This is a genomic window from Pseudomonas sp. GW822-FHT03F04, assembly GCF_058801405.1.
This window is the reverse complement of the sequence record NZ_JBXANF010000001.1, coordinates 521,187-538,301: the sequence shown is the minus strand read 5'-3', so window position 1 is coordinate 538,301 and position 17,115 is coordinate 521,187. Positions and strand designations below refer to the sequence as shown.

At 57.2% G+C, this 17,115-nt stretch carries 20 protein-coding genes; 18 read left to right on the top strand and 2 right to left on the bottom strand.

Annotated elements, in window-relative coordinates; genetic code table 11:
* Positions 1–8: 8 nt before the first annotated feature.
* Positions 9–698, bottom strand: coding sequence for a DUF2931 family protein (locus AC1RMX_RS02570; RefSeq protein ID WP_192559327.1), 690 nt, complete (start codon positions 696–698; stop codon positions 9–11).
* A complete protein-coding gene (gene tssI, locus AC1RMX_RS02565; RefSeq protein WP_493070304.1) occupies positions 691–4,032 on the bottom strand; it encodes a type VI secretion system tip protein TssI/VgrG in 3,342 nt (1,113 codons plus the stop codon). Before tssI ends, AC1RMX_RS02570 begins: the two co-directional genes overlap by 8 nt.
* A gap of 717 nt (positions 4,033–4,749) precedes the next feature.
* Here tssI and tssA point away from each other — a divergent pair.
* The 18 genes from tssA to tssG all read left to right on the top strand — a co-directional run bounded on the left by tssA (position 4,750) and on the right by tssG (position 17,104).
* Positions 4,750–6,312, top strand: a complete 1,563-nt coding sequence (gene tssA, locus AC1RMX_RS02560) for a type VI secretion system protein TssA (protein WP_102620672.1) — start codon at positions 4,750–4,752, stop codon at positions 6,310–6,312.
* 32 nt (positions 6,313–6,344) lie between these two features.
* Positions 6,345–6,848, top strand: a complete 504-nt coding sequence (gene tssB, locus AC1RMX_RS02555) for a type VI secretion system contractile sheath small subunit (RefSeq protein ID WP_096817191.1) — start codon at positions 6,345–6,347, stop codon at positions 6,846–6,848.
* Positions 6,849–6,876: 28 nt separating this feature from the next.
* Entirely contained in the window at positions 6,877–8,352 is a 1,476-nt protein-coding gene (gene tssC, locus AC1RMX_RS02550) for a type VI secretion system contractile sheath large subunit (RefSeq protein ID WP_096817193.1), read from the top strand.
* Positions 8,353–8,361: 9 nt separating this feature from the next.
* Positions 8,362–8,769: a type VI secretion system baseplate subunit TssE gene (gene tssE, locus AC1RMX_RS02545; RefSeq protein ID WP_007954373.1), complete on the top strand. Its 408-nt coding sequence runs from the start codon at positions 8,362–8,364 to the stop codon at positions 8,767–8,769.
* Positions 8,770–8,780: 11 nt separating this feature from the next.
* Positions 8,781–9,179, top strand: a complete 399-nt coding sequence (locus AC1RMX_RS02540; RefSeq protein WP_493070302.1) for a hypothetical protein — start codon at positions 8,781–8,783, stop codon at positions 9,177–9,179.
* Positions 9,170–9,556 carry a hypothetical protein gene (locus AC1RMX_RS02535; protein ID WP_096817197.1) on the top strand — a complete coding sequence of 129 codons (387 nt, stop codon included), beginning with the start codon at positions 9,170–9,172 and terminating at the stop codon, positions 9,554–9,556. Before AC1RMX_RS02540 ends, AC1RMX_RS02535 begins: the two co-directional genes overlap by 10 nt.
* Positions 9,553–9,984, top strand: a complete 432-nt coding sequence (locus tag AC1RMX_RS02530; RefSeq protein WP_096817199.1) for a hypothetical protein — start codon at positions 9,553–9,555, stop codon at positions 9,982–9,984. Before AC1RMX_RS02535 ends, AC1RMX_RS02530 begins: the two co-directional genes overlap by 4 nt.
* An 11-nt stretch (positions 9,985–9,995) precedes the next feature.
* Positions 9,996–10,508: a PAAR domain-containing protein gene (locus AC1RMX_RS02525; protein ID WP_096817201.1), complete on the top strand. Its 513-nt coding sequence runs from the start codon at positions 9,996–9,998 to the stop codon at positions 10,506–10,508.
* On the top strand, positions 10,505–11,311 hold the full coding sequence (locus AC1RMX_RS02520; RefSeq protein ID WP_102620674.1) for a hypothetical protein: 807 nt from the start codon (positions 10,505–10,507) through the stop codon (positions 11,309–11,311). The genes AC1RMX_RS02525 and AC1RMX_RS02520 overlap by 4 nt, the downstream gene beginning before the upstream one ends.
* A gap of 4 nt (positions 11,312–11,315) precedes the next feature.
* Positions 11,316–11,516, top strand: a complete 201-nt coding sequence (locus AC1RMX_RS02515) for a hypothetical protein (protein WP_096817204.1) — start codon at positions 11,316–11,318, stop codon at positions 11,514–11,516.
* A gap of 70 nt (positions 11,517–11,586) precedes the next feature.
* Positions 11,587–12,048 (top strand): hypothetical protein, encoded by a 462-nt coding sequence (locus tag AC1RMX_RS02510; protein WP_493070299.1) that lies wholly within the window; start codon positions 11,587–11,589, stop codon positions 12,046–12,048.
* 22 nt (positions 12,049–12,070) lie between these two features.
* Positions 12,071–12,823: a hypothetical protein gene (locus tag AC1RMX_RS02505; RefSeq protein ID WP_493070297.1), complete on the top strand. Its 753-nt coding sequence runs from the start codon at positions 12,071–12,073 to the stop codon at positions 12,821–12,823.
* A 61-nt stretch (positions 12,824–12,884) separates the two neighbouring features.
* Complete coding sequence (locus AC1RMX_RS02500) at positions 12,885–13,271, top strand: hypothetical protein (RefSeq protein WP_096817207.1); 387 nt, start codon at positions 12,885–12,887, stop codon at positions 13,269–13,271.
* The gene (locus AC1RMX_RS02495) at positions 13,268–13,660 is read left to right on the top strand and encodes a hypothetical protein (RefSeq protein ID WP_493070295.1); all 393 of its coding nucleotides are present in this window, start codon (positions 13,268–13,270) and stop codon (positions 13,658–13,660) included. The genes AC1RMX_RS02500 and AC1RMX_RS02495 overlap by 4 nt, the downstream gene beginning before the upstream one ends.
* The gene (locus tag AC1RMX_RS02490) at positions 13,657–13,878 is read left to right on the top strand and encodes a hypothetical protein (protein WP_493070294.1); all 222 of its coding nucleotides are present in this window, start codon (positions 13,657–13,659) and stop codon (positions 13,876–13,878) included. Before AC1RMX_RS02495 ends, AC1RMX_RS02490 begins: the two co-directional genes overlap by 4 nt.
* The gene (locus AC1RMX_RS02485) at positions 13,875–14,318 is read left to right on the top strand and encodes a hypothetical protein (protein ID WP_493070292.1); all 444 of its coding nucleotides are present in this window, start codon (positions 13,875–13,877) and stop codon (positions 14,316–14,318) included. Before AC1RMX_RS02490 ends, AC1RMX_RS02485 begins: the two co-directional genes overlap by 4 nt.
* A 27-nt stretch (positions 14,319–14,345) precedes the next feature.
* Positions 14,346–16,133, top strand: a complete 1,788-nt coding sequence (gene tssF, locus AC1RMX_RS02480; protein WP_007954380.1) for a type VI secretion system baseplate subunit TssF — start codon at positions 14,346–14,348, stop codon at positions 16,131–16,133.
* A complete protein-coding gene (gene tssG / locus AC1RMX_RS02475) occupies positions 16,097–17,104 on the top strand; it encodes a type VI secretion system baseplate subunit TssG (protein ID WP_096817216.1) in 1,008 nt (335 codons plus the stop codon). Before tssF ends, tssG begins: the two co-directional genes overlap by 37 nt.
* The last annotated feature ends 11 nt before the right edge of the window (positions 17,105–17,115 follow it).

The window sequence follows — 17,115 nt, the reverse complement described above, 5'->3', positions numbered from 1 at the left end:
CACTCTCCTTACCAGCTTTCAAAGGGGATGCCGAATTGTTCGATGTAAGCCTTGGACTCTTCAGCGAGCGGTCGATGCCTTCCGTTGGACCTTCCATCGTAGGGGCCTTTGGGATTGATCGTGCCCTGGACCCGCATGACTTCGGTCGACAAAAGACATTGGCCGCCCAGCCAGACCTTGGCGATGCCGCCGGGGGCGAGGCCAATGATCACCATATTTCGGTAATCCGTGATCCATTTGCCGTCTGCCCGACAGAACGTTTGCTCACTCTTGAGCATGGTTCGGCGAGCCAAATCCGGGATTTCTATGTAGGCTTCGTAGGTTTGTGGCTCAGCCATGGACTGCCAGCGCACGTAGACCAGTCGCGGTAGTGCGGCCTCCCTGATATATCGACCTTTGCCTACAGGATGTTCCGGCCATCCTCTCGGTTGTCCCCGAAAAATGGCGGGTACACCTTGATTGAGTGGTCGAGGATAAGCGATGGCTGGAACTCCCCTGGCTGCACCTCGAAAAATTCGCTTATTGACGTCCACGACGTCTGCGGTTTCGATCCAGACCTGCATGTAGTCGGGTGCAAAAAACCTGAGGTTCCAGTCTTCGTAAGGCAGTGATCTTCTGTCGCCGAATGCACAGCCACCCAGCAACACAGCAAATGTCAGCGCAAAGCCAATTTTGAGCATGCACGAGTTCTCACGCATTGGGGTGCACCATGCGAACATACTTATCGGCGGGGCGATTGATAAACAGGATGTTCAGCTCAGTTTCGTTGAATCCCTTCGCAGCATTCCAGTTTGACGACAGATGAATGTAGCGTTGAGAGAGTATCTCTTGCTCATTCAGGCTCAGACCGATACTGCGTGTTTCACCCAGCGCATAAGTCATTATTTTTTTGGCGATACCTCTGAGTTCTTCCGGTAATGGATATTTCTGATCTTCTTCATCAATCGTATCGAACTCGACCCCATTCCTGGCTGCTAACTCCCGCATGACGCGCAGGTAAATCAGGGACAGATCATTGCGCACGATCCGTTCGCTGTAGACCGCTGCATACACATTCTTCGATTTCCGCCTGTCGCCCTTGACGTTACTGACCGTTTCCACCACCCAGCTCTTTACTTGAAGGGGCAGCCCATAGAGTTTCAATTGGTCTTGGCGTCGGTAGAGTTCTTGTTCAGCCAACCGATAAGCGTTGGTCGACGACGAAGGGGTATTAAAGTCCACATCGCGGCTGCAGCGCGGCTTGCTAAGCAGAACCCGTTCAACAAGATTCGGCAGATACCCGCCTCCCAGGTCAGAGTGGACGCCTGGCAGCACAATATCGGCGTTGCCGGCACTGTTGAGCGAAAAGTTGTGGCGACGCTCGTCCTGGGCAACCAGGTGCACGATTTTCTTCGCGAGGTCGGGCGCCAGATACAGATTGACGCCGGGGTTGTTGGCATCATGGACACTGAAATCGCCGTCGGCCATGCTTCCTATGGCGGCAGCCGTGTCGAAGATTCCGATGAAGTTGATGCTGACATCAATGTTGACCCGCCAGGAGAAGTCCTCAAGGAACAATGACGATTCCGCTGGCAGTAGCTGCGCCAGCGGGCTTTGCTCACCTTTCAACACTTCATTGGCGAAGTGCCTCGCAGCAGCGGCGCCACGGCTGAAGCCGAAGATATCGAACTGAACTGAATCAACCTTCCGGTTGGGGTTTGCCAACTCAAACAGACGAACTCCTTCGAGGATGCTTGCTGGACTTTGTTTGACTCTCGCCAGTACACCTTGCGCACCTGTGCCTGTCAGTTGCGAAAAAAACGAGTCGCCCTTGCGCCCTCTCGTACCGATACCATCAAGGTAAATGGGGATATACCCGATAGTTTCCTCTTCAGCTAATTGCCGGTTTCGGTCATCGATATACAATTCGTATAACTTCGCCACATTGCTCGCATCATTCCCATAACTGTTATCCGGCACATTGCCCTGCCCGTCATACCCATGCGATTGGCAGAACTGTCGAATGTCCTCGGCTTCCTCCTCAAGATTTACATCCCGCGCATAGCAACCTTTCACCTGCTCGCTGTTGAACAGATTGTTCCCCGTCCCATCGAAAAACACGCCGATCCGCAACGTAATCCCGGCAGGCTTTTCATCCTCCAACTCGACTTCTTCTTCCTCTTCTTCGAGTTCGCTGTTTTCCGGAGCTTGAGTAGAGGCAGCTGAACTTCCAGCGGCCAGGGCCGCCGCCATTTCGGCCGCTGGAAGTTCAGCTGCTTTACCTGCGGATAACTTTCCCCCCGTCACAATCTCGGTACTGCTGTGGATCCCGCCTTCGTCGATCACGATGTGGTGACCGCCCGCTTTCAGCGTGATGCTGGCGCCCGCATCCAGTACCACGCTTGAGCCGGCCTTGATCTGCACTTGCTGTCCCGCCTTGACGGCAATGACCTTTCCGGCAGATGTCTGGCTGCTGCCCTGGATGCTTTCCCATCGATCACGCCCGACTTCCAGCCGACTGTCATGGAGAATCTGCCGCTCCATGTCGCGTTGGGCACGCAGATAAACCAGTTCCTGGCCGGCACGGTCTTCAAGCGTCAGTTCGTTGTAGCCGCCGGTGTCGGGTGAGCTGCGACTGCGCAGCACGGTTCGGGTCTTGTGCTCGGGCAGTTTGTAAGGCGCAGGCGTGAGTTTGTTGATCACGCAGCCGGTGATCAGCGGATGGTCGGGGTCGCCCTCCAGAAAGGTCACCACCACTTCCATCCCAATGCGGGGGAGGGTGACGGCACCGAAGCCGTTTCCGGCCCAGCTCGACGACACGCGTACCCAGCAACTGCTGCGTTCGCTGTTCAACGCGGCCCGGTCCCAGGGGAATTCGATCTTCACGCGACCGAATTCATCGCAGTAGATCTCTTCACCTTTTGGCCCGGTCACCCGCGCGGTCTGGCTCACCAGCGGTGGCCGGTGCGCAGGCAGAGGCGGGCGGAAAACCACATCGGCAGGAATGGCGCGGAAGCTGTTGCGGTATCCCTGGGTGAAACCGTCGGTGGGCTTGAGTTGGTTGGTGGCCGATTCCTCCAGCACTTGAGGTTGTCGCCCGGTGTGGGTGACTTCAAGCAACTGCCAAAGGCCGTTGCATTGCTTGCGGGTGTGTTCGGTCAGCTCGAACAGGTAACCACAGCGCAGGGTCGGCTGGTTGCTCTGGCCCTCGGCCGTTTCATAGTCGGCGCGATGGCGCTCCAGGGCCTGACGGGCAAGTTGTTTGCCGCGTTTTTCGTTCTCCATCGCTAATGGGTAGCGATAGTCTTCAAGTCGCGGCGTGAACCCGGCGCTGAAGCGGCTTTCCAGCAAGAGATGCGGGCGTTTCAGATCGTAATCGCGGCGTGTGACATGACTGGTGCGTGTTCGGGCGTGCAGCGAAAACCGGCTGACCACCGGGTACTCGGGCACCATCCCACAATCCTGCCGATAGGGAGTCGCATGCAGAGTTGGCAGGAACACCGTGTCATCGGTGAACAGCAGCAGATGCCCCTTGGCCGAGTGTTGGTGATGCCACGCAATACCTTCTTCGGCGCACAACCGCTGGATGAACTCGAAATCGGTTTCACCGTACTGGGTGCAATACGCACGTGGTGGCAAGGTCTGGACATGGAACCTGAACGCATCGGCAAGGATGCTGTGCCGTTTGAGCACTTGCGTGATGATCTGCGGGACAGTCTGGTTCTGGAAAATCCGTTGGTCGTGACTGAACTGCAAATAGTGAAGCTCTGGAACCAGTGTCAGGCCATAGTGCGACAGTCGCTTTTCCGACTCACCGGCCTGCACATTCTCGATGCGCCCATGAATACCTTCGCCGTCCAGCCCGAATCGCAGGAACGCCGGCTGCCCCAGCAAACTTTCCACGTCGAAGTCAGGGACCTCGCTGACGAGTTCAACCTTGATGGCATAAAGCGTGCTGACGGCCTCGGAGCCTTCGAAAGCCAGTACCTTGAAGTCGTTGCGAACGGCGGGGATCTGCAGCGTAAAGTACGCAGAACTGACAGCTCCAGACATACGCTTGTCCTTAAGCAGAGAGGGAAATTTGGCGTGATGTCAAAACCCTCCCTGGTCTGCGCACGCGAACATTGCCCGGCACGCTAACAAGGCATGAAACAAATTTATGTAAGAAGAGTCCCTGGTTTAAGTCGGAGTATTCCGTGTTGTAAAACAACCTCAGGGTTGTGGGAAATGCCTGTGGGAAAGTGATTCAAGGCGATAAAGAACCCGCGCGATAATCCTGTCTGTGCAGGTATTCCAACAATATTCAACATATGAATTGCCATCAATTTGATGGCACTTTTATTGTCCGCAGTTGTCGCCATTCATTTGTTAATAGATGAGGGTGTATTTTCGGAAGCGTCCTACTTCAATTTTTTTCCGGTTTTGTCATGCTTTCATCCGTATTTATGGAACGGGCGTGCCATCACTGTTGCTGGCTTTCGCTGGGCGCTCTAGATCAATGCTTACGGGGTTGGAGGCCGAAAATGTGAAATATAAACCGATATCGGGGAAACCCCTGTCGCATATAGGGCGATCTCCTACACATCCCAATGAACAGTTCGTCTTGTTGTTTAATCGGATGCTTGCTAGTGGCCATCATTGTGATTACGATGCGCGCACTTGAAAGAGCACACACTCAATTGGATGAGTCTTCTCACTGCTCTTCGATACTGTCCCCGCGCCGCAGCAACTCCAATAGGCGCACGACCGTAATCCAAATAAAGGCCATGGATGTCCTACTCAAGCAAACTTTCCGCCCATTACCTCGAACTCGCTAAAGTCTCTGTTTCCAAAGAGAATTTCGCGGGCGAAGACGTTCGTTTTTCGAGCGAATTCGAGGCCCTGGAAAGCGAGCTGGCCAAAGCCTCGTCGATGCACGAAAGCGGGCAGATCGACTGGCTGAAAATCCGCGAAAACAGCGAAAACCTGCTGCGTACCCAATCCAAGGATTTGCGTGTTGGGGCCTGGCTCGCCTGGTCGTTGTACCAGCGTGAATCCTTCCCCGGGCTGCTCGCCGGCCTCGGTTTGCTGCACCACTTGTCGGAAAACAATTGGGCCGAGGTCCATCCGCTCAAACCCCGCACCCGGGCCGCTGCCATCGGCTGGCTGGTGCCGCGTCTGGAGCAGGTGATCACCGAGAACATCGCGATCAAGGAACAGTTGCCGATGTTCCGGCAGTTGTCCGAGCATCTGTCCGGTCTCGATGCGGCCTGTACCGAACATCTGGGCGATGATGCGCCGCTGCTGCTGCCGCTCTCCCGCCGCCTGAAAACCATGATCCAGCGCGCCGCCGACAACCAGCCGGCCCCCGGTGTTGTGGGCGCGGCGGTGGCGCAGGTCAAACAGGCCGCCAGCCAGTTGCTGGCGCCCGGCGCGCCGATCGACAACGAGAAAGAAGCCCACAAGGCCCTGCGTGCCCAGCAGGAAAGCGCCCGTCCGTTGTGCGCCTGGTGGCTCAAGCAGAAGGCTACCGACCTGCGCGCCCTGCGCCTCAACCGCACCTTGCTGTGGATGACGATCGACGCGGTGCCCGAGCGCAACGCCGAGCAGATCACCATGCTGCGCGGGTTGCCGGTGGACAAGCTCAAGCAGTATCAGGACCGTTTTGACCAGGGCAAATACGCCGACCTGCTGGTGGAACTGGAGGCGAGCCTGGCGAAGGCGCCGTTCTGGTTCGATGGCCAACGAATGGTCTGGGAATGCCTCCAGAACCTCAACGCCGAGCTCGCCATGCGCGAAGTGGAAATCCACTTCGCGCTTTTGGTTCAGCGCCTGCCCGGCATCATCGAGTTGCGATTCCATGACGGCGCGCCGTTCGCCGATCCGTCCACCCGGGCGTGGATCGCCGGCAACGTCATGCCGCACCTGCAAAGCGCCAGCGCGCCGCGCAAGGTCGAGTCCGATGACGTCCAGACTCAGCCGGCCTGGGAAAAGGCGCTGGAAGAAGTCCAGCCGATCCTGCGCAAGGAAGGCCTAAAACCGGCGGTGCAGATCCTCAAGCAGGGCCTGCAATCGGCTCACGGCGGCCGCGAACGCTTCTTCTGGCAGTTCGCCCTCGCGCGGCTGTGCTTCCTGGCCAAGAAATACGAACTCGCCAAGAACCAGCTCGAAACCCTCGATCAGACATTACAGGACTCAGGCCTGCACGCCTGGGAGCCCGATCTTGCATTGGAAGTGCTGCACCTGCTGCACAGTTGCTGCGAGTTGTTACCGCAGAACCATGCAGTGCGTGAACGCAAGGAAGAGATTTATCGCAGGCTGTGCCACCTCGATCTCGAAGTGGTACTCGAATAGGCCCCAGGGCCACAACCGCAAGGAGAAAAGCCATGGCCAAAGAAGGCTCGGTAGCCCCCAAGGAACGCATCAACGTCACCTTCAAACCCGCCACCGGCGGTGCTCAGGAAGAGATTGAACTGCCGCTGAAGCTGCTGGCAATCGGTGACTACACCCACCGCAAGGACGATCGCAAGATCGAGGATCGCAAGCCGATCAGCATCGACAAGATGACCTTCGACGAAGTGCTGGCCAAGCAAGAGCTGCAGCTGACACTGAGCGTACCGAACCGTCTGCAGGAAGATGGCGAAGCTGACGAACTGGCCGTGCAACTGCGCGTCAATTCGATGAAGGACTTCAACCCGGCCAGCCTGGTCGAGCAAGTGCCTGAGCTGAAAAAGCTGATGGAACTGCGCGACGCGCTGGTGGCCCTCAAAGGCCCGCTGGGTAACGCACCTGCGTTCCGTAAAGCCATCGAAGGCGTGCTCGCCGACGATGAATCCCGCGGTCGCGTACTCGGTGAGCTGGGCCTGAACGCCGCAGCCCCGGACGCCTGAGACTCCAGCAGCCAAGGAAGCCAACACAATGAGCACTAGCGCAGCACAACAGAACGCCGCTGAAAACGGCGAATACAGCATCCTCGACAGCATCATCGCCGAAACCCGCCTGACGCCGGACGACGAAGCCTACGACATCGCCAAGCGCGGTGTGTCGGCGTTCATCGAAGAGCTGCTCAAGCCGCAGAACAACGGTGAGCCGGTCAAGAAAGCCATGGTTGACCGCATGATCGCCGAGATCGATGCCAAGCTCAGCCGTCAGATGGACGAAATCCTGCACCACCCGGACTTCCAGTCGCTGGAATCGTCGTGGCGTGGCCTGCAACTGCTGGTCGACCGCACCAACTTCCGCGAAAACATCAAGATCGAAATCCTCAACGTCTCCAAGGACGACCTGCTGGACGACTTCGAAGATTCGCCGGAAGTGATGCAGTCGGGCCTGTACAAGCACATCTACACCGCTGAATACGGCCAGTTCGGTGGTCAGCCGGTTGGCGCGATCATCGCCAACTACTACCTGTCCCCAAGCTCGCCGGACGTGAAACTGATGCAGTACGTGGCCAGCGTATCTTGCATGTCCCACGCGCCGTTCATCGCCGCTGCCGGCCCGAAATTCTTCGGCCTGGAAAGCTTCACCGGTCTGCCGGACCTGAAAGATCTGAAAGATCACTTCGAAGGCCCGCAATTCACCAAATGGCAGAGCTTCCGTACCTCGGAAGACTCCCGCTATGTTGGCCTGACCGTTCCGCGTTTCCTGCTGCGTAACCCGTACGACCCGGAAGAAAACCCGGTCAAATCGTTCGTGTACAAGGAAAACGTTGCCAACAGCCACGAGCACTACCTGTGGGGCAACACCGCTTACGCGTTCGGCACCAAGCTGACCGACAGCTTCGCCAAGTTCCGCTGGTGCCCGAACATCATCGGCCCACAGAGCGGCGGCGCCGTTGAAGACCTGCCTCTGCACCACTTCGAAAGCATGGGCGAAATCGAGACCAAGATTCCTACCGAAGTTCTGGTTTCCGACCGTCGTGAATACGAACTGGCCGAGGAAGGCTTCATCTCCCTGACCATGCGTAAAGGCTCCGACAACGCGGCGTTCTTCTCCGCAAGCTCGGTGCAGAAGCCGAAGTTCTTCGGCATCAGCGCAGAAGGCAAGGCTGCAGAGCTGAACTACAAGCTCGGCACCCAACTGCCGTACATGATGATCGTCAACCGCCTGGCTCACTACCTGAAAGTGCTGCAGCGCGAGCAACTCGGTTCGTGGAAAGAGCGTACCGACCTCGAGCTGGAACTGAACAAGTGGATCCGCCAGTACGTGGCCGACCAGGAAAACCCGAGCGCCGAAGTGCGTGGCCGTCGTCCGCTGCGCGCTGCGCAAGTGATCGTCAGCGACGTTGAAGGCGAGCCGGGCTGGTACCGCGTCAGCCTGAACGTGCGCCCGCACTTCAAGTACATGGGTGCCGATTTCACCCTGTCGCTGGTTGGCAAGCTGGACAAAGAGTAAGAGCGACTCATGGACGGATACGGCAGCCTTTTCGAACGCCTCAACGGCGACGCGGAACTACGCAAGGGCAGGAGCCTCGAGGCTTCTGCCATGGCGTCGGTGGCTGCCCATCTGGCCAAAATGCTCAGCACCCGGGCCGGCAGCGTGCAAACGCTGTCCGACTACGGGTTGCCCGATCTCAATGACATGCGTCTGAGCCTGCACGACTCCCTGAGTCAGGCCCGCCTGGCCATCGAAAGCTTCATCGAAGCCTACGAGCCGCGCCTGAGCAACGTGCGTGTCATTTCCCTGCCGCGTGACCACGATCAGCTTCGCCTGGCCTTCAGCATCGAAGGCCTGCTGGAAGTCGAGGGTTTCAAGCGTCAGGTCAGTTTCGCCGCGCGCCTGGATGGCAGCGGTCAAGTGAAGGTCAACTAAGGAGAACCCCGATGTCTGGCAAACCCGCTGCACGTTCCACCAGAAAATCCGGGTTCGTTCTCCTGATGGCGGTTCCCTTGTTTCTGGTGATGTTCATCGTATTGAAAGTGCTCAGTTCGCTGACTGCAAAGCCATTGAAAATCTATGAAAGTGAATCCGGTAAATGCCATATCTCCCGATATGCACCTGATTACGCGTTCCTGGGCGTGATGGGCGGTATTTTCGAACTGTTCAGCAGTCAGTTTTTCTACCGTGTTTACGCAACAGACGGTCGGCTCTTGAAAACGTCGGAGTGGAATCTGTGGATGAGGGAAGGCGACCCAGGCGCTGCCCCGGAGTTTCAAGGCGAGATGATTTTATATCCGGGCTCTGAGGGCTGGGAAAGTTGGGTAATTCCAGAATGCCGGTGAGAAAAGTCATCGTGGGTTTGCCTGTCTACCTGCTGGTCGGTGCGCTGTATTTTTTCGTCCATGATTTTGGTGTTGTTTTTTATAAAGCGCATATGGGCGGTTTTACTGATCGAGGTGTCGGGACTGGCATCACTGCTGAGCTGACGTTTTATTTTTTTATTGTGGTCAATGCTGCAGTTTTTTTTATGCCCTGGCATTCGATAAAGCTTGGTTTGATCGCGGTGATGGTGGGCGTGATCATGCTTTATTTCCTGCCTGACAACCCGGTGAGAGCGATGGCTTACAGCGCCCTGACAAGTGTCATGAGCCTGTTGGCGTTGAGCGTTCGCTGGATGGTCGAACAGCAGATTTCGCGACGTTGGCAGGAAGCGCCGTGAGTTCCTCCTCGTGGGTGAAGTGGGGGCGTAGCGCGTTGCTGCTGCTTGCCCTGGCTTTCGTTGCCTTGGTTGCAGCTGCCTGTTACGTGAAAACGGCGGCGTCTCGGCTTGCACACGTGTACTCCACGGACTGGAACGACGCCGGTACTTGCTACATCCAGTCCTACATTCCGCAGTATTCGGCCGTCGGCATACCGGGAATGATCTTCAAGCTGTTTGCCAGCGAAGCCTTTTTCCGGGTCTACGCAAAAGACGGCACGCTGCTGAAATCGTCCGAATGGTTGCTCTGGCAGAACGAGTTCACCACCGATGAACGCTCGCAGTGGGTGTACGGTCACGCGATCTACCCGACAGCGACGGGTTACGAAGGCTGGAATATTCCAGCGTGTGGTCAAGAAATGAACAGTCATCAAGCCAAGGTCAACTAAGGAGAACACCGATGTCTGGCAAACCTGCAGCACGCGTATCCGACCCCACCGCTTGCCCGCTTCCCGGCCACGGCACCAACCCGATCGCCGCCGGTTCCGGCGACGTGTTCTTCGACGGCCTCGCGGCCGCCCGCGAAGGCGATGCCTCCGCGTGTGGTGGTGCGCTGGTCGGCGGTTTGGCCACAACTGTAAAAATCAACGGCAAGTCAGCTGCTACCGTCGATTCCGAAGGTACGCATGGGAACAAGGTTACGGCGGGTTCCGGCACGGTGATTATTGGTAACTCGCATTCGCCGGTGCCGTTTGTGCCGCCGTTGCCGCTGATGCTGTTCTCTCACACACAACACGTAGTGATGAAAGATCAGGACGGCAATCCATTGCAAGGTATTCCTTACTGCATCCGAAACGCCAAAGGAGAAGTCATTACGGGTAGAACCGATGCAATGGGTAGAAGCCAACTGGTCGGTGGTAAAGAAGGTGAAAGTTTTGATTTTCACCCGGCAGTCAAGGAGCTCGAAAAGTGAGTGCTGAAGTACTTTCGATGTTGACCATGAGGTCGGTGGCGCTCACTCCGAAAGCCGAACAGGCAGGTAAGGAAGTTGTTCTCAAGGTTTTTTGGGCAACCACTGAGCATTGGGATGAAACATACATCGCCAACTACCATAAAGAAGTACCTGCAATCGTTGAGCGGCTAATGAGTTCCCAATATAAGAACTCGGCCGGAGAGACGAGAAATAATGAATTCACCTGTGAGGATTTTGCGATCAGGGTGTTGTCGGAGTTTGCGCAGAAGTACGGACTTCCCGTTAAATTGACAACGGGTGTTAGAACATACCGGAATATGGAGAATTACAATCCAGGTCAGCATTCCGATTACACCTCCGATCAGTATGGTTTCGCTGAGATGGTGATGAAGAGCTATGGCGCTCGCGACATGCAGAAAGTCGATGTCAACACCGTTGTAGTCGCGTCTCCGACAGAGCTGATGTCAGGCGATATTCTGGCTCAGGCAAAAGACAAAGATAAGGGCATCGCTCACCACATTCAGCTAGCCCTTGAAGTAGCTGATGACAGGATTGATATCCGTCAGGGCAACGCCGCTTTGCCCATCGTTCGACCATTCACCTGGATTGTGACCGCCCTCGGGATGAATATGGCTGACCCTCAGAGCATCCTGTATGCAGGTGTTCCCGTTCAAAAAGGGTACTTTGAAAAGACTGGGGAATCCTGGACCTACCATAATCCAGGTACGGGAGTCGTGAAGGAAAATTATCTTTCCATCTTTGAACTTTATCGTTGGAATTTTCTCGAGTTCAATAAGGAGTAAAGAGATGGAAAGGTATTTCCTTGATTTAATCGATGATAACTATTTTGGCGATCTCGCCCTTGTTTGTTTTGTTGTTGGTTTACTGGGGCTGTTTCCGAAGTTTCGCAACAACAGGATTCATCAAGTGCTGAATTTTCTGTGTGTGATGGCTATTCCGCTGATGTTTGCCATCGGGGTTTATTACATGATGAGTTCAGGGGTGTGACCTTGGCGTCGGTGGCGGGTCGTTCGGCGGGGAGACTGTCGCTGTTTTTTTCTGGGAACATGAAACCGGAATGAACACCTACGTCCGCGTTGCCATGTGCCTGGCTTTCCACGTCGCAGGATGCGTTGCGTACACGTTCCTGAACGACGCTGTGGTCGATGCCTATAAAGCCTTCAATGGCGGCTTTACCACGCGTGGCGTGGGCATCGGTATCGCGCATTACACGTTCATTTATATTTTTTTCGGGGTGAATGCACTGGCCGCCGTTCTCCCCAGCCTGTGGGGCAAACTCGCTTTGCTCGCGCTGATGGTTGCCTGGATTTTGTTCATGATGGTGCCCCACAACCCCTTGCGTGCGCTGTTCTACACCGTGGCCCAAGGTGGCGTCACGTTGCTGGCGATTCTGCTCACGCAGGTCATTGAGCTGCGTTGGGAAAACCGCCTGCTGACGGGGCGGACGTTGCCTGCCCGTCCTTCGCAGGAGGTGGTCGCACCCGCTCAGGCCGCCTCGGCCGGGGGTGCGTATGAATAGCCGTCGAGTCATCGGTCTGACCGTGCATGTGCTGGCCTGCGTGATTTATATCGTCCTGAATGGCTATGCCGTGCCCGCCTATAAACAGCTGGTCGGTGGGCTGACCTCGCGTGGCGTTGCCATTGGCATGGCGATGTACCTGATTTTCTACTTTTTCGTTTCTCTGAATCTGATTCTGGTCTTCATTCAGCGCCAGGCCATTGCGTTTGGCCTGGTGATTTTCATGATGCTGACGATCCTGTTTTACCTGCTGCCGCAGTATCCCATCCGGGGTTTGGCGTACTGCGCACTTACGGGTGGTTTGACGGTTGGCGCGATCCTGCTGACCAGCGCCATAAATTCGGTGTACACCCGCTGGCGCCGGCAGACTGGGGCGCAACCGCTGACGATTCATCCGCGTCGAGCGACATCGCGAATGCTGTTGGTGGCCGCGCTGGTCGGTGTGTGCATTTGTACTGTTTTGCTGGGGTTGAAGATTTTCGGTGGTGTAACGGCAGAGCCCATCACCCGGCACTCGAACGATTCGGGCGAGTGCTATCTCGTAACCTACGCGCCTGGCTATCACAAGCTGGGATTGATCGGGGGTGTGTTCGAGTTGTTCGCCAGTGAGTACTTTTTCCGCGTGTACACCGCTGACGGCACGCTGCTGGAATCGTCCGAATGGAATTTTCGGGTGACTGAAGTTTTTGTTGAGCCTCCGGATTTCAGAGGCGCGACGGTGCTGTATCCAGGTACGCAGGGTTATGAAGACTGGTGGGTGCCGGAATGCGCCTGATCGCCAAAAACAACCAGTGCACAGGCTTCGACAAGCGCGATGTGCGCACATGGTGCACGCCATGATGCCTTGGCCGCGCGTATGGAAATGGCTCAACCACCTGCTGAGCCTGATCGGAGCATTGGCAATCATCGCGGTCGTGATGGTCGTGAGCAAATTGAGCTGGAGTCACTCGAAAAAACCGGTATTGCCCGGTCATCCCGACGCGGTTTGGCGTGGTGCCGAGGATGGTGGCGACTTCATCGAAATTACCCGGTCGAGTCCACCGGACTACTTCATTGAGGTGCGCTCAGAGGGCGGCAGTCTCGTCAAGGAAGGCTGGGTGCGCTTCGCCACTCACGATGGCAAACCGTTGACGATGAATCGGGTCAGCGCTTTCGACGGTGAATACCTCTTCGTTGATTCGTACGTGCCGGTCACGACGAGCAAGGGAGGGCGTGTTCAGTGAAATTCAGCGCCTGCATGACATCGCTGTCGGCGATTGGCCTGTTGTTCGGGGGCTGCACGACGCAGCTGGTTTATATAAACGACATTTACCTCGTCAACACCTGTGGCGTACCGCTTGAAGTGCAACCGCAGCATTCGACCAACTGGTTGCCGCCGATCACGCCGCGTCTGGTTGCACCGGGCGAGCGAGTCAGTGTTGCCAGCTACAAGTCCTACGGTGAAGACGTCGAAGAGCAAATCAGCGGTCGCTATTCGCTCTTTGTGAAAGGGCCGGAGCGTGAGCGCCTCGTCAGCGCAGATGAAATGCGCCACGCCTTGCTCGGTGCCAAACGCGAGCGCGATGGACTGCAACGCAGCTGGATTCTCAAGGATGGAGTGTTTTGCCCATGATCGCGGTATCCGACGAGATGCGCATGTATCTGATGTTCATCGCCGACAGCAATCTGTTCGGCGGCATCGCGATCCTGAGTTTTATGTTGATCGTCACGGCGATCAGCAAACGTCTGCGCCAGTCATGGTTGCATCGAGCACTGACGTTCATGGTTCTGGTTTCGCTGGTCACAATCGAACTCGCCGGCGGTTACTACTCATCGGTGCCTCCCGCATGAATACATCGCTGACGCTGCTTAGCCGCGCGCAACTGAATTTCTTCATGGCTGCCTTGTGGTCGCCATTGCTGCTCATGCTGGCGTTTTCATCCTATGGCCTGTGGATCGGCGAATATTCGACATTCCATTCGTCCGAGACCCACTGGGTGTACCTGTTGTGGTTCGGTATGCCCGGGCTGTTGTTGTTTGCGCTGTGGGTATCGCGGGCCGCGAAGAACCGCAATGAGCAGCAGGCGCTGCGGATGGTCTGGTTGGCACCGTTGAAGTTCATCCCTTTCTACGCGGTGCCATGGATGCTTTATGGCTTGTGCAGTCTGGTCGTCGGGCCGTTCAACGATGCTTTCATGGCCTACGGCTGGATTCTGCTCGTGCCGTACCTCCTGATCGCCGGTTACTGCTGTGCCGGCGTGACGGTCGCGCTCTACAGGATATTTTTTTGATGAGTTCCACTACCAGGCAGGTAACCCGTGTCCTTTAACCACTACTACCAAAGCGAACTCACCGCACTGCGCCAACTGGGCCGCCGTTTCGCCGAGCGTAGTCCGGCGTTGGCGCCGTTCCTGGGGCAGGCCGGGCGGGATCCGGACGTGGAGCGGTTGCTGGAAGGCTTTGCGTTTCTGACCGGGCGGCTGCGCCAGAAGCTCGATGACGAGTTGCCGGAGCTCAGCCATTCGCTGATGCAGTTGCTGTGGCCGAACTACATGCGCCCGCTGCCGGCGTTCAGCATTCTGCAGTTCGATCCGCTCAAGCGCTCGGGGCCGGCGCTGAAGGTCGAGCGGGATACGCCGATTGAAAGCGTGCCGATCGAAGACGTGCGTTGCCGCTTCCGCACCTGCTACCCGACCGAAGTCATGGCGCTGGATCTGGCCGCGCTGAACTACTCGGTGAAGGGCGACGGTTCGCTGCTCAGCCTGCGCCTGGAAATGAGTGCCGACGGCCACCTCGGCGAGCTGGAGCTGAGCAAGCTGCGTCTGCACTTTGCCGGTGAGCGCTACATCAGCCAGATGCTCTACCTGAGCCTGCTGCGCAACCTCGACGGCATCGAACTGATCCCGCTCGACGGCGCCGGCAAGCCTATCGACGGCGTGAGCGGCAAGCCGATGGCGTTCAAGATTCCGGGCGACCGCGTCAAGCCAGTGGGTTTTGCCGAAGAAGAAGCGTTGATCCCGTATCCGCTGAACACCTTCCGGGGCTATCGCTACCTGCAGGAATACTTCGCTTTCCAGGACAAATTCCTGTTCGTCGATGTCCACGGTCTGGACATTCTCAAGGCGCTGCCGGAAGACACCCTCAAGCAGATGCGTGGCCTGGAATTGCGCTTCGACATCCGCAAGAGCGGCATCATGCGCATGCGTCCGACGACGGATAACGTGAAGCTGTTCTGCACACCGATCGTCAACCTGTTCAAGCACGACGCGCTGCCGATCCGCCTCGACGGCAAACAGGATGAATACCTGCTGCTGCCGGCGGAATTCGATCTGGAAAACTGCGGCGTGTTCTCGGTGGAAACCGTGACCGGCTGGAAGCCCGGCGGCCTCGGTTATCAGGAATACGTGCCGTTCGAATCCTTCGAGCACGACCCGAGTTTCGATGTGCCCAACAGCCGTCCGCATTACAGCATCCGCCAGCGTTCGTCGCTGCTGCACGATGGCCTCGACACCTACCTGAGCTTCGGCATTCGCCACACCGAAGCCCACGAAACCCTGTCGATCGAGCTGGTCTGCACCAACCAAAACCTGCCGCGCAAACTCAAGCTCGGGCAGATCTGCATGGCCTGCGAAGAGACCCCGGAGTTCCTGAGTTTCCGCAACATCACCCCGGCCACGTCCAGTTTTGCGCCGCCGCTGAACCGTGACTTCCTGTGGAAGCTGATCAGCAACATGTCGCTTAACTATCTGTCGCTGGCCGACGTCAATGCACTGAAGGTGATTCTCGAAACCTACGACCTGCCGCGCTACTACGACCAGCACGCGGAGAAGGTCAGCAAGCGCCTGCTCGGCGGTCTGAAACTGATCAAGCATCACCACGTGGACCGGCTGCACCGTGGTCTGCCGGTGCGCGGTTTGCGCACCGAACTGACCATCGACCCGGAAGGGTATATCGGTGAAGGCGACCTGTTCGTCTTCGCCTCGGTTCTCAACGAGTTTTTCGCGCTTTACGCCAGTCTCAATTCGTTCCACGAGCTGCGAGTAAAAAGCACACAGGGAGAGGTGTACCAATGGACACCACGTATGGGTCTGCAGCCCCTGCTTTAAGCGGGCTGACCCGGGTAATACGCGAGTACTCGCTGTTTCAGGCCGTGTTGCTGGTGATCGACCGGCTGCGCGACGCGCACCCGTACCTGAGCGAAGACGATCTGTACGACCAGCTGGAATTCCAGGCCAACCCGAGCCTGGGATTTCCCGGCAGCGACGTCGATCGCGTGGAGTTTTTCGAAGAACACGGGCAGATGCGCGCGCGCCTGCGTTTCAACCTGATCGGCCTGGTCGGTTCCGGTTCGCCGCTGCCAGCGTTCTATGGCGAGCAAGCTCTGGGCGACAGTGAAGACGGCAACCCGACGCGCAACTTCCTCGACCTGTTCCACCATCGCCTGCAACGCCTGCTGCTGCCGATCTGGCGCAAGTATCGCTATCGCGCGAGCTTCCAGAGCGGTGCGGTTGACCCGTTCTCGTCGCAGCTGTTCGCCCTGATCGGCCTCGGTGGCGACGAGATCCGCCGGGCCAAGGAACTGAACTGGAAACGCCTGCTGCCGTACCTCGGCCTGCTCAGTCTGCGGGCGCACTCGGCGGCGCTGATCGAAGCGGTGCTGCGTTACTACTTCAAGCACGAAGACCTGGTCATCGAGCAGTGCATCGAGCGCCGCGTGGAAATCCTCGAAGAGCAACGCAACCGCCTCGGCTTCGCCAACAGCGTGCTGGGTGAAGACCTGGTGCTGGGCGAACACGTGCGCGACCGCAGCGGCAAGTTCCGCATTCACATCACCGAACTCGACTGGGAACGCTTCCACGAATTCCTGCCCATCGGTTTCGGTTACCAGCCGCTCTGCGCGCTGGTGCGGTTCACCTTGCGTGACCCGCTCGATTACGACATTCGCCTGGTGCTGCGCCCGGAAGAAATCCGCGAACTGCGCATTGGCGAGAAGAACGACTGTCGCCTGGGGTGGACCAGTTGGCTGGGCTGCGAGAAAGCAGACGGCGTGGTGACACTCGGCAGCAAAATTCATTAAGGACGTGAGCC